At 46.1% G+C, this 12,827-nt stretch carries 10 protein-coding genes; 7 read left to right on the top strand and 3 right to left on the bottom strand.

Annotated features, from left to right (window positions below):
* The 3 genes from QUB52_RS15850 to QUB52_RS15840 form a co-directional block, all read left to right on the top strand.
* Positions 1-2,464 (top strand): CHAT domain-containing protein (locus QUB52_RS15850; protein ID WP_332976210.1); only part of this gene is annotated, 2,464 nt, incomplete at its 5' end.
* A gap of 652 nt (positions 2,465-3,116) precedes the next feature.
* On the top strand, positions 3,117-5,012 hold the full coding sequence (gene dnaK, locus QUB52_RS15845) for a molecular chaperone DnaK (protein ID WP_332973877.1): 1,896 nt from the start codon (positions 3,117-3,119) through the stop codon (positions 5,010-5,012).
* Between the two features lie 325 nt (positions 5,013-5,337).
* The gene (locus QUB52_RS15840) at positions 5,338-5,850 is read left to right on the top strand and encodes a DUF4112 domain-containing protein (RefSeq protein WP_332973876.1); all 513 of its coding nucleotides are present in this window, start codon (positions 5,338-5,340) and stop codon (positions 5,848-5,850) included.
* A 348-nt stretch (positions 5,851-6,198) separates the two neighbouring features.
* Here the strand turns inward: QUB52_RS15840 and QUB52_RS29270 are convergent, their stop codons facing one another.
* Positions 6,199-6,360, bottom strand: a complete 162-nt coding sequence (locus QUB52_RS29270) for a GIY-YIG nuclease family protein (RefSeq protein ID WP_375339792.1) — start codon at positions 6,358-6,360, stop codon at positions 6,199-6,201.
* Positions 6,361-6,937: 577 nt separating this feature from the next.
* Here QUB52_RS29270 and QUB52_RS15835 point away from each other — a divergent pair.
* A complete protein-coding gene (locus tag QUB52_RS15835) occupies positions 6,938-7,966 on the top strand; it encodes a hypothetical protein (protein ID WP_265234560.1) in 1,029 nt (342 codons plus the stop codon).
* A 187-nt stretch (positions 7,967-8,153) separates the two neighbouring features.
* On the opposite strand, the gene QUB52_RS15830 is transcribed toward QUB52_RS15835, so the two are convergent.
* Entirely contained in the window at positions 8,154-8,411 is a 258-nt protein-coding gene (locus tag QUB52_RS15830) for a transporter suffix domain-containing protein (RefSeq protein ID WP_265234561.1), read from the bottom strand.
* Between the two features lie 186 nt (positions 8,412-8,597).
* Entirely contained in the window at positions 8,598-9,416 is an 819-nt protein-coding gene (locus tag QUB52_RS15825) for a carbohydrate ABC transporter permease (RefSeq protein WP_265234562.1), read from the bottom strand.
* Positions 9,417-9,597: 181 nt separating this feature from the next.
* Between QUB52_RS15825 and QUB52_RS15820 the strand changes: the two genes are divergently transcribed.
* The 3 genes from QUB52_RS15820 (at position 9,598) to accA (ending at position 12,727) form a co-directional block, all read left to right on the top strand.
* A complete protein-coding gene (locus QUB52_RS15820) occupies positions 9,598-10,290 on the top strand; it encodes an aldehyde oxygenase (deformylating) (protein ID WP_265234563.1) in 693 nt (230 codons plus the stop codon).
* 143 nt (positions 10,291-10,433) lie between these two features.
* On the top strand, positions 10,434-11,453 hold the full coding sequence (locus QUB52_RS15815) for a long-chain acyl-[acyl-carrier-protein] reductase (protein WP_265234564.1): 1,020 nt from the start codon (positions 10,434-10,436) through the stop codon (positions 11,451-11,453).
* A 293-nt stretch (positions 11,454-11,746) separates the two neighbouring features.
* Complete coding sequence (accA, locus tag QUB52_RS15810) at positions 11,747-12,727, top strand: acetyl-CoA carboxylase carboxyl transferase subunit alpha (RefSeq protein ID WP_265234565.1); 981 nt, start codon at positions 11,747-11,749, stop codon at positions 12,725-12,727.
* The last annotated feature ends 100 nt before the right edge of the window (positions 12,728-12,827 follow it).

The following is a 12,827-nucleotide window of genomic DNA, read 5'->3' as shown; positions in this document are numbered from 1 at the left end:
CAGAATCTCCCAACCGCAAGAAGCATTGAAATACTATAACCAAGCTTTACCAATTAGGCGGGAAGTGGGCGATCGCTCTGGGGAAGCTGCTACTTTGAGTAATATCGGTTTAGTGTACGACAGAATCTCCCAACCGCAAGAAGCATTGAAATACTATAACCAAGCTTTACCAATTAGGCGGCAAGTGGGTGATCGCTCTGGGGAAGCTACTACTTTGAATAGTATCGGTGCAGTGTACGACAGCATCTCCCAACCCCAAGAAGCATTGAAATACTATAACCAAGCTTTACCAATTAGGCGGGAAGTGGGCGATCGCTCTGGGGAAGCTCGTACTTTGAATGGTATTGGTGCAGTTTACGACAATATTTCTGAACCACAAGAGGCATTGAAATACTTTAACCAAGCTTTACCAATTATGCGAGAAGTAAAAAATCGCGCAGGCGTTGCTACTACTTTGAATAATATTGGTGTAGTTTACCAAAAAATTGGACAACACCAAGAAGCATTGAAATACTTTAACCTAGCTTTACCAATTCTGCGAGAAGTGGGCAATCGCGCAGGCGTTGCTACTACTTTGAATAATATTGGTGCATTCTACGACAGCATCTCCCAACCCCAAGAAGCATTGAAATACTTTAACCTAGCTTTACCAATTCTGCGAGAAGTAAAAAATCGCGCAGGCGTTGCTACTACTTTGAATAATATTGGTGCATTCTACCAAAAAAATAGACAACCGCAAGAAGCATTGAAATACTTTAACCAAGCTTTACCAATTACGCGGGCAGTGGGCGATAGCTCTGGGGAGGCTACTACTTTGAATAATATTGGTGCATTCTACGACAGCATCTCCCAACCCCAAGAAGCATTGAAATACTTTAACCAAGCTTTACCAATTCTGCGGGCAGTGGGCGATCGCGCGAGGGAAGCTATTACTTTGAGTGGTATTAGTTTAGTGTACCGAGATACGAAGCAACCAACTCAAGCGATCGAATATTTGGAGCAATCCGTAAATATTACCTTAGAAATACGGAGTGGTTTACAACGGGAAAATAGGCAAAAGTTTTTAGAAGATGAAAGAGGAAGCGCAGTTGCCCTCACATCTCTCCTCATCGACCAAAACCAAGCCGATCGCGCTTTTGAATGGGTCAACATCGCCACCACAGCAGACCTCGCCGACTACACCCGCCTCATCGACGCCAAAGTCGCCAACCCCCAAGCACAAACAGCAATAGACGAATGGAATCAAAAAAATCAACAACTGCAATACCTCCAGCGCCAACTCCAAGACAAATTCTCAGAAAATCTCTCCCGACAAATGCGGGAATTGGAAACAGAAGTCAACCGCCAAGCAGAACAAATCTCCCGCAGTTTCCCAGAAGTCGCCGAACTATTTGAAACCAAACCCAAAGACATCGCCCAACTGAAAGCAAGTATCTCACCCGGAACCGTAGTCATTCAACCAGTTTTACTCACAAATTTCAAAAATGTTCCCAATACCGTCGCCATATTTGTCTTGACAAAAGATAGTTTAAGTGTTAAAAAGATTGCGATAAACCCTGAAGAATTCGACAAACTCATCACTCAATACCGCGAACAACTGTCAAGCGAAACAGATTACACAGAAACTAGCCACAAACTATACGACATCCTGATTCGCCCAGTAGAAGACCAAATACAGGCATTCTCTCCCAAACAATTGAGCATCATCGCCACAGGAAAGTTGCGTTATATCCCGTTTGAAGCCCTTTTAGACAAGCAAACCAATAAATACTTAATCCAAAAATATCCCGTCAACTATCTCACCCGCATTTCAACCAGGTCAATTCCCGATTCGACATTACAAGGCGCAGTCTTAGCATTAGGAAATCCCGTCACCCGCGACCCCTACAATTTACCAGCTTCGCCAGATGAAGTTAAAAACATTACCCAAATATTTCCCGGCAGTTTATCCTATATCGGCAATGTCGCCACCCTCGACCAATTCAAAACCCAAGCCTCCCGCTTTCCCTTTCTGCACCTAGCAACTCACGGCTGCTTCCAACCCGAAGGTTGCTGCTTGCCTAACTCTCCAAATTGTCGCAAACCCGACAGAGTGGATTTAGAACCAAATACTATCCTTTTTGCTAATAATGAATTTTTGAATATTAGAGATGCGGCGTTATTAGGATTGCAAAACACCAGACTCCTCACGTTAAGCGCGTGTCAAACAGCTTTGCAAGCGAATTCCAACGGCGAAGAAATATCGGGAATTGCCTATATTTTTGAGCGTGCGGGCGCGAAAGCTGTGATGGCGAGTCTCTGGAGTGTTGATGATTCAGCTACTCAAGAATTGATGGTGGCATTTTATCAAAATATCAATCAAGGGATGAGCAAAGGAGAAGCTTTGCGGCAAGCTAAATTGAGTCAAATCACTCGCCATCCTTATTATTGGTCGCCGTTTATTTTGATTGGCGATGCGCGGTAGTCAGGGCGAACACGGCGGTTGAAACCGCGTCGATACAAACAAAACCCGCCTCCGCGGGTTGAAGACTAGACGGTTAAAATTACGCTATCTTCCTCAGTCCGCGGAGGCGGACATCGTTTGTGTAGACGCGGTTTCAACCGCCGTTTTATCTATCTTCCTCAGTCCGCGGAGGCGGACATCGTTTGTGTAGACGCGGTTTCAACCGTACGTCCTATCTTCTGTGTAGACGCGGTTTCAACCGTACGTCCTATCTTCTATTGGCCATCCAAAAGATCCTATCCCGTAGGGAATCGCCCAAAGGGGCCCAACCAAATTTATACACACAAGACGGCAAATACAACACAACGTATACGGTTTGCCACAATGCCCAAATCGATCGCACGCCGTACATTAGGAAGAGTAAACAAAAGCAGTCCAAAGCTGTAGCAGTAAAAGCCTCACCGATGCAACCGTCCCCCAACAGGTTCGGTAAATACACCTTCATCGCAAGGTCTAACCGCCCGCAGTATAGAGATAAGTACCCTATCGAAGACTGTATTAAAGCAGAACTGACTACCCGTAAACCGCGAGGTAGAATCGCAGTCCTGAATAACCAGACTATCACACAGATAGAAAACCAAAATTTTGTAGATATTGGAGCCGGAACACCCCTATGGGAAAAGTAGTTGGAATTGACTTAGGTACCACAAACTCCTGCGTCGCAGTTATGGAAGGCGGCAAACCCACCGTCATAGCCAACGCCGAAGGGGGTCGCACCACACCTTCCGTAGTAGCCTATGCTAAAAATGGCGATCAACTCGTCGGACAAATCGCCAAGCGTCAAGCCGTGATGAACGCCGAAAACACCTTTTACTCAGTAAAACGGTTTATCGGGCGTCGGGTTGACGAAGTAACCCACGAAACCACTGAAGTTTCCTACAAAGTCCTGAAAGTCGGCAACAGCCTCAAACTAGACTGTCCAGCCCGCGGCAAACAATTTGCTCCCGAAGAAATTTCCGCGCAAGTGTTGCGTAAACTCGTAGAAGATGCCAGCAAATACCTCGGCGAAACTGTTACCCAAGCGGTAATTACAGTCCCCGCGTACTTCAACGACTCCCAGCGCCAAGCTACTAAAGATGCTGGAAAAATTGCCGGTATTGAAGTTCTACGGATTATTAACGAACCTACAGCAGCCGCTTTAGCCTACGGATTAGATAAAAAAAGCAACGAAACCATCCTCGTATTTGACTTGGGCGGCGGTACTTTCGACGTATCGATTCTCGAAGTCGGCGACGGCGTATTTGAAGTGCTAGCAACTTCTGGAGACACTCACCTCGGTGGTGACGACTTCGACAAAAAAATCGTCGATTTCATCGCTAATGACTTCCAAAGAGCCGAAGGAATTGACCTCCGCAAAGACAAACAAGCACTGCAACGCCTGACGGAAGCAGCCGAAAAAGCCAAGATTGAACTGTCGAGTGTTACTCAAGCAGAAATCAACTTGCCGTTTATTACTGCGACTCAAGACGGACCAAAACACTTGGACACCACCTTGACTCGCGGCAAGTTTGAAGAGCTTTGTTCTGATTTGATCGATCGCTCTCGCATTCCCGTAGAAAACGCAATCCGCGACGCCAAACTCGACAAATCTGCAATTAACGAAGTCGTCTTAGTTGGTGGTTCTACACGCATTCCAGCCGTGCAAGAGCTTGTCAAAAAGATCCTCGGCAAAGACCCCAACCAAACGGTAAACCCGGATGAAGTGGTCGCAGTCGGTGCAGCAATTCAAGCTGGCGTGCTCGCAGGCGAAGTCAAAGACATCTTGTTGCTCGACGTTACCCCGCTGTCTCTCGGTGTCGAAACCTTGGGCGGCGTGATGACCAAAATCATTCCCCGCAACACCACAATTCCTACCAAGAAGTCGGAAACATTCTCGACTGCTGTAGATGGCCAAACTAACGTGGAAATTCACGTTTTGCAAGGCGAACGGGAAATGGCCAATGACAACAAGGATTTAGGCACTTTCCGTTTAGATGGAGTTCCCCCAGCCCCCCGTGGCGTACCTCAAATTGAAGTTACATTTGATATCGATGCTAACGGTATTTTGAATGTAGCTGCTAAGGATAAAGGTACTGGCAAGGAACAATCGATTAGCATTACTGGTGCTTCTACTTTGCCCAGCAATGAAGTCGATCGCATGGTGAGAGAAGCCGAATCGAATGCGGCTGCTGACAAGGAACGTCGCGAACGGATCGATCGCAAAAACCAAGCAGACTCCTTAGCTTATCAAATTGAGAAGCAGTTGGCAGAATTGGGCGATAAGGTTCCTGATGCTGACAAGACTAAGGTTGAAGGCTTGATCAAAGACTTGCGGGAGGCCGTCGAAAAAGAAGACGACGCAGCCATCAAGACGCTGACAACCGAGTTACAACAAGCGTTCTACGCAGTCAGCAGCAGCCTGTATCAGCAAGCAGACGGCTCCACTGGCGGCCCGACTGGCGGCCCAACTGGCGGCCCGACTGACGGCGGCGATGACGTGATTGATGCTGACTTTACTGAAGGCAAATAGATCGGGCTTTCCCGGTTAAACTGACCACAGGCAGCTAGAAGCAAGAAACCCGGTTTTGAAGAAAAACCGGGTTTCTGTTTATGAAAAATCATGCAATATTATTTGTAGGGTGCGTCGCCATAAAAAATCCCTAAATTTAATCGACAATCTCATAGCGACGCACCAAGCGACAATAGTTGAGAAAACAAGCCCCAAAAATGTTTTGTTGTAAGACTTGTCATAAATATTATTAGAAAAAATCTTGCTTGAGACATAGTAAAAAAGCTATAATATGCTTCAATAAAAATCATAAAATAGCAGTAATATCGCAATCGAGAGCAATCAAATGTCACGTTCTCCCATACAAACTCCCGCCACAAATACACTCAACAAATCCCAGATTGCATCCTTGCGCCGTCTCCGCCGCATCAGCCACTTACTCGACAATGCAATTCCCATTCCCGGCACCCGTTACCGCATCGGACTCGATCCGATACTAGGACTTATACCGGGCGGTGGCGATTTAATCGGATCAATTTTTGCAGGTTATGTTGTGTTTAAATCCGCGCAACTCGGAGTACCGCAAGAAACCCTAATCCAAATGGCTGCTCACATCGTATTTGATACAGTTGCCGGCACTGTACCGGTTGCTGGAGACTTATTTGATGTTGCTTGGAAAGCTAATGTCAAGAATATAGAATTGCTAGATGCTCATTTAGGTAGCCCGGAACCTAGTAAAAAAGCTGACTGGTTATTTGTCGCGGCTTTGCTGTTAGGTTTGACGTTAATTGTCGGAGGCGTGATTTTCTTGAGTGTGATGCTTTTAGGGTGGTTATTTAGGGCACTGACAGGCGGTTGATTTTGGGGTTTAGGTTATGATTACATCTCAATGTCATTGTGGGCTGTGCGTCGCTATCGCATCACCTTAAAATAGTAAGGCAGAGCCGTCAATGACACAATACGGTTTACTTAAGACGATCCAGGCGGTAAAAAATTATGAAAAATAAATACTCTTGTTTGCTTCGTTCCTCTCTTCGGACAATCTTAAGTGAACCCTATTGGTCAATGACATACAAAAATTTCAAAACTCATCATACAGATCTTGCCATTGTTTGTTGATACTATTAACTAAATCAATTTTCTTTTGTCTAGAACCAGCTTTAATCTGTTTCTCTCGTTCGATCGCGTCATATACATTTTCAAAGATTTAGCAGTAAACTAACTTCGTGATATTGTATTTTTTAGTAAATCCATCTATTAACTTTTCTTTGTGTTCGTAAACTCTTCTCTTTAAATCACTGGTTACACCTGTGTAAAGCACCCTGTTATGCTGATTCGTCATGATGTACACATAATATTGTTTGCTCATAACTGTCGATCAAAGGATGAGTTTTCAGCTTATACTATAGCCTCTGCGATTGCTTCGCGCGGACGCTCGCAATGACAGTTAAGTGATGATGTCATTGCGAGCTCACGAGCGTTGCAATCGCAGGGACTTGAGATTGCCACCGACAACTCGCAATTACAAACATAGTATAATAATTTTTCGATCGCCATTCAGGGCTCTGAGATTGCTTCGTGGGTACATTTGCAATGATAGTTAGGTAATGATGTCCGAAGAGAGCGTCCTCGCGAAGCAATCGCAGGGACTTGAGATTACCACCGACAGGTCGCAATCACAAATACGTAATCATAATTTTTGTGTCTGCGTTTAAGCTTCTGAGATTGCTTCGCGCGGACGCTCGCAATGACAGTTAGGTAATTATAGCCCGTTAGTGAAGCCGTTGAAGCCGATCGCCCTTCATCGTGCAATAATGATATAACCTGCACAAAAACTCTATCAGTAGTGTCAGCCTTGTCACCTTACTACTACAGATAGCGTCTCAAATCTCAACTTGTGCAAATTCCCAATTAAACCGGCTGTCGCTCTACACAATTTTCTCCTAATGGCTGAAGTCCCCCAATCTCCCGCAGAACTTGCCGAAGCCCTCAAAGGCTTGACCGATATCAACTTCCAATTACCAGACCCCGAAGACGAACAAATACCAGACTTCGACTTTGACAATCAGGTTGACAATGCCTGGAAAGTGTGCGATCGTTTCGACTTACAAACCGACATCTGGCGCGGACGCATTCTCCGAACAGTCCGAGACAGAGAAAAAAAAGGCGGCGACGGACGCGGTACCGGCTTCTTGAACTGGCTAAAAGAACGCGAAATTAGCAAAAGTCAAGCCTATTCTTTGATAGAATTAGCTAAAAGTGCCGAAACTCTGATCGACCAAGGAGATTTAGACCCAGAGTCCATTAGAAACTTCAGCAAAAGAGCCTTTGTAGAAACCGCCAAAGCATCTCCCGAAGTACAGCAAATGGTAACAGATGCTGCATCAAAGGGCGATCGTATCACCAGGCGCGAAGTCAAACAACTATCCGACGAATGGATGGCAATGAACTCAGAATTATTGCCAGAAGAAGTCAAAGAAAAAGCATCTAGCGGTTCTCTTCCTTCTCGCTATCTCGCTCCTTTAGTCAAGGAAATGGAGAAACTCTCTCCATCTCACCAAAGCGAAATTCAAAAAGAAGTAGCAGAAAATCCCGACGTAGATACTGTCAAACAACTAACTTCCGACGCCAAGAACTTATCCAAATATCTCGATGCCGCCGCCCAAGTGCAAGCTCTCAATCAGTCTCACTTAGACATGGAAATGGCTTTAGAAGAGTCTTTGCGAGTCGGCTGTTTGGGTACGACTGCTGATGTTGTAAAACAAGCTGCACTGCTCGAACAAACTGTAGTCAAACTCTACACTGTTTGGAAGCGTTTAGGCAGTTTGGCTGATAGATTGTACGTGGATACAGGAGCAAGTACACCGAATTTGCGCTTACTTTTGGGATGCTTGGACAGTCTTTCGGGAGAAAAGATTGAAGTGGATTTTGGAGACGGAGAACGCTCTATTCGTTTGCAAATTATCAGCGAATAGCTCAATCTTGACCGCAGATAAACGCCAATATCTGGGCTAAGTAGGTAAGGGTGAAAAACCTAGTATCTAGTAGGGGCGGGTTTAGCGTATGATCTATGATAAAAGCGAGTTTATCAGTGCAAAACCCGCCCTCCCCACGTAACGTTTATTTGTAACCACCTACTTAACTATCTGCATCAATCCCTGTTCATTTGCGCTTGAAATTTCGGATTTTTTTCCAAAGATAGCGGGGACTCAAATAACGCCGATATTTGGTAACTACTTCTTTCCCCAAAATTACCACGCTCAGCCAAAAACAAACTTCGGCCCCAACAGCTAGAATGATATTAATTGTAGTTTTTTCGGCGAGGCTCAGCGGCATAAACGGCACAATAAACAAGATTGCCACCCAGGGCACGAAAGATGCAATAAATAAAAACCAGCCCAGCTTTTGCAAATTCTGCATATATTTTATTTATTGGACAATTATAGATCAGACCGCGGTTTTAACCGCGCCTAGACAAAGGAAGCCCGAACGAGGGTGTAAAGAAAATAACGTAATTTCAACCGCCGAGTCTTCAACCCACGCACCATCTGGGTTTTGTTTGTATAGACGCGGTTTCAACCGCCCGGTCTTCTTCGGGCCTCCAACTCAATTCTTAATTCCCGTCGCCGCAATCCCACGAATAAACTGCCGCTGACCAGCCAAAAACAGCAACACCACGGGCACAGTCCCAATCACCACCGCCGCCATCAACAACGGCCAACTGCTAGTAAACTGTTCCTGAAACTCAGCTAAAACCAACTGTACAGTCCGCAACTCTGGCCTCGTCGTAAACACCAGCGGCTTAAACAAATCGTTCCACTCGCCGATAAACGTAAACAAAAACAGCGTCACCAAAGCAGGGCGGGCTAAAGGTAACATCACCTGCCACAAAACCTGCCAGCGGTTAGCCCCATCCAGCATTGCCGCCTCCTCCAACTCCACCGGAATTGTCATAAAATACTGGCGTAGCAGAAAAATCCCGAAACCGTTAGCTGCCGTGGGCAAAATCAGCGCCCCATAGGTATTCAGCAAATGCCCCCACTTCAAAACCATGAAAATCGGAATCACCAAAAGCTGAAAGGGAATCACCAGTGTTGCCAAAACCACCAAAACTATGGCTTGTCGCCCCCGAAACTTCAGCCGTGCTAAAGCATAACCTGCCAAAGCAGAAGTCACTACCTGAAAAGCGGTAACTGCGATCGCCACTAGAGTAGAATTAGCAAATGCCAACAAAAAATTCCCCCGTCGCCAAGCCTCCTGATAGTTCGCAAAAGTCAGACTATTGGCCTTGACACCAACACCAGATGGTGATAAGGAAACCCAAAAAACAGCAGCCAGTGGCAGCAGCACCAGCGCAGCCCCCGCCAGCAACAAAACAAAACTCAGCAGCTCCAGTGCTTGAGACCGATCAAAGGATTTACCCATAAACTTGTGAATTAATCTAAAATAATAAGCTTGTGAGGCTCTCAAACCCGATCGCCTCCCAGATTCCCACACAATCGTAAATTTTTAGTCGAAAATAGGTAAAGTGTAGTGCACGCGACCCCCAAAATTTTAAGGGGGTTTGGAAACATCCTACAAGGTTATATCAGGAGACGACATATCTATGCCCCAGCTTGAGGCCAGCCCAACAATTGACTTTCAAACCGAAACTTACAAAGATGCTTACAGCCGCATCAACGCCATTGTGATTGAAGGCGAACAAGAAGCTCACGACAATTACCTGACGCTGGCCGAACTGTTGGCTGACAAAAAAGAAGAGTTAATTGGCTTGTCCAAGATGGAAAACCGCCATAAGAAAGGCTTCCAAGCTTGTGGTCGGAATCTCAAAGTCACACCGGACATGGTATTTGCCAAGGAATTCTTTTCGGATTTGCACAGAAACTTCCAAACTGCCGCGGCGGATGGTCAGATTGTAACTTGCTTGCTGATTCAATCACTAATTATCGAGTGTTTTGCGATCGCAGCCTACAACATCTACATCCCCGTCGCCGATGACTTTGCTCGCAAAATCACCGAAGGCGTAGTCAAAGAAGAATACAGCCACCTCAACTTTGGGGAAGTCTGGCTGCAAGCTCACTTTGAGGAATCCAAAGCCGAACTCGAAGCCGCCAACCGCCAAAACCTGCCCATCATCTGGAGACTGCTAAACGCTGTCGCAGACGATGCCCGCGTCTTGGGAATGGAAAAAGACGCTTTAATCGAAGACTTTATGATTGCCTACGGCGAAGCCCTTGGCAACATTGGCTTTAACAACCGCGACATCATGCGGATGTCAGCACAAGGCCTCGCAGCCTAGTTAAATGGGAAATAAGGAATGGGAAAAAATGAAAATTAAAAATTAAAAAAGAGGCATCTCATTTTTAATTAGCAAATTTTCCTTCTTCCTTCTTCCTTCTTCCTTCTTCCTTCTTCTTCAATCTTCCTTCATTTGACAACTTAATGTTTGGTCTAATCGGTCACTTAACCAGCTTAGAACACGCCCAATCAGTAGCTAACGAGCTGGGCTATCCAGAATATGCCGATCAAGGGCTAGACTTTTGGTGCAGTGCACCGCCCCAGATAGTTGATCATATCACTGTCACTAGCATTACCGGGCAAAAAATAGAAGGCCGCTATGTGGAATCCTGTTTTCTGCCAGAAATGCTGGCCACTCGCCGGATTAAAGCAGCCACTCGCAAAATCCTTAATGCGATGGCACACGCTCAAAAAAACGGGATTAATATCACTGCTTTAGGTGGCTTTTCTTCGATCATTTTTGAGACTTTCAACTTGCAGCAAATTAAGCAAATTCGCAATCTCAAGTTGGAGTTTGAACGCTTCACCACTGGTAACACCCACACGGCTTACATTATCTGCCGCCAAGTAGAAGAAGCAGCCCCCAAATTGGGGATTGAACTTTCAAAAGCTACTGTGGCGGTTTGTGGTGCTACAGGTGACATTGGCAGTGCTGTGTGTCGCTGGCTCAATGTTAAAACAAATGTAGCAGAATTGTTGCTAATTGCCCGCGACAAAGAACGCTTGCAAGATTTGCAATCGGAATTGGGGCGAGGCAAAATCATGAAATTGGAAGAAGCCCTGCCGCAAGCGGATATTGTAGTCTGGGTCGCTAGTATGCCAAAGGGAGTAGAAATTGACCCCAAGACATTGAAGCAACCTTGTTTATTGATTGATGGTGGCTATCCAAAAAATCTAGCAACTCAGGTTCAGCATCCCGAAATTTACGTACTCAATGGTGGCATTGTGGAGCATTCCCTCGATATTGAGTGGAAAATCATGAAGATTGTCAATATGGATGTGCCGGGGCGACAGTTGTTTGCCTGTTTTGCCGAATCAATGCTGCTGGAATTTGAAAAAATGTATACCAATTTTTCTTGGGGACGGAATCAAATTACTGTGGAAAAGATGGAGCAAATCGGTGGAATTTCAGTTAAACACGGTTTCCGACCCTTATTAATGTAATTTTGATCTTAATAGTCAACAGTTAAAGTTGAAGTTGAATTTTAAAGTTTAACTGTTGACTATTGCGTCTGAATCGAAATATTTTTCTGAGAGCAGCCCGATCGCCCTGCTCAGCTTCGAGAGTATAATTCCGATGTTGCGGAATTTGATATCAAGCAAAATTTAAAAATCAAAACTTCCGATTTCCCCCTCTTTTTCAGCATCCCCTAGCACGGTAGGATTGGAAAATAGTCGGAAAATAGTCGGAAAATAGTCGCTCGACTAAACCTTAAAACCCTATAGAAATTATCAGCGTGCCCAACTCAGACCGCAAACCACTACTCCTAGATTTTGAAAAGCCGCTGGCCGAACTCGAAGCCCGAATTCACCAGATTCGCGAACTCGCCGCAGAAAACAGCGTCGATGTCACCGACGAAATTCGCAAACTCGAAGCTCGTTCCGCCCAACTGCGGCAAGAAATTTTCAGCAGCTTGTCCCCCATGCAGCGGCTGCAACTTGCCCGTCACCCGCGCCGCCCCAGTACCCTCGATTACATTCAGGCAATTAGCGACGAGTGGATCGAGCTCCACGGCGATCGACGCGGCGGAGACGACCCGGCCCTCGTCGGCGGAATTGCCCGCATAGACGGGCGTCCCACAGTGATCATCGGCCATCAAAAAGGGCGCGACACCAAAGACAATATCGCCCGCAACTTCGGGATGGCTGCTCCCGGCGGCTACCGCAAAGCTTTGCGATTGATGGAACACGCCGATCGCTTCTCGATGCCAATTTTCACGTTTATCGACACTCCGGGGGCTTGGGCGGGCTTAGAAGCCGAACAGCTTGGACAAGGAGAGGCGATCGCCTGCAACCTCCGAGAAATGTTTCGCCTCGACGTTCCGATTATTTGCACAGTCATCGGCGAAGGCGGTTCCGGCGGAGCCTTGGGTATCGGTGTCGGCGAGCGGCTGTTGATGTTAGAACATTCTGTGTATACCGTCGCCACCCCCGAAGCTTGTGCGGCCATCCTCTGGAAAGACTCTGGCAAAGCCAACTTAGCCGCAGAAGCGCTCAAAATAACTTCCTGGGATTTGAAAAACCTCGGCGTTCTAGATCAGATAGTACCAGAACCTGTTGGTGGCGCTCACTCGAATCCCCTCAAAGCTGCGTCCATGCTTAAACAAGCTTTGTTGGAAAACTTAGCAGAACTAAGTCAGCTTACGGGCCAGCAGCGCCGACAACTCCGATATCAAAAGTTTCGGGACATCGGTGTGTTCACTGAAATTGCTGCTTGAGTCGATCGAGCAGAGAGTTATCAGTCAAAAATCTTTGAACTTCAAGCGAGTAACTCATAACTCGCAACCGATAATTCTGCTAATCCGTCAGCAGTGTTAT

Origin of the sequence: Microcoleus sp. A6-C6 (assembly GCF_036705955.1) — a bacterium.
Taxonomy (GTDB): Bacteria; Cyanobacteriota; Cyanobacteriia; order Cyanobacteriales; family Microcoleaceae; genus Microcoleus.
The sequence above is the reverse complement of the archived record's forward strand: the minus strand, read 5'-3'. Positions and strand labels throughout refer to the sequence as shown.

Excerpts from the sequence above, each read along its gene's own strand:
- QUB52_RS15830 (WP_265234561.1), bottom strand. The coding sequence starts at position 8,411 with ATGCAGAATTTGCAAAAGCTGGGCTGGTTTTTATTTATTGCATCTTTC.
- dnaK (WP_332973877.1), top strand. The coding sequence starts at position 3,117 with ATGGGAAAAGTAGTTGGAATTGACTTAGGTACCACAAACTCCTGCGTC.
- QUB52_RS15815 (WP_265234564.1), top strand. The coding sequence starts at position 10,434 with ATGTTTGGTCTAATCGGTCACTTAACCAGCTTAGAACACGCCCAATCA.
- QUB52_RS15825 (WP_265234562.1), bottom strand. The coding sequence starts at position 9,416 with ATGGGTAAATCCTTTGATCGGTCTCAAGCACTGGAGCTGCTGAGTTTT.
- QUB52_RS29270 (WP_375339792.1), bottom strand. The coding sequence starts at position 6,360 with ATGAGCAAACAATATTATGTGTACATCATGACGAATCAGCATAACAGG.
- QUB52_RS15835 (WP_265234560.1), top strand. The coding sequence starts at position 6,938 with ATGGCTGAAGTCCCCCAATCTCCCGCAGAACTTGCCGAAGCCCTCAAA.
- QUB52_RS15820 (WP_265234563.1), top strand. The coding sequence starts at position 9,598 with ATGCCCCAGCTTGAGGCCAGCCCAACAATTGACTTTCAAACCGAAACT.
- QUB52_RS15840 (WP_332973876.1), top strand. The coding sequence starts at position 5,338 with ATGTCACGTTCTCCCATACAAACTCCCGCCACAAATACACTCAACAAA.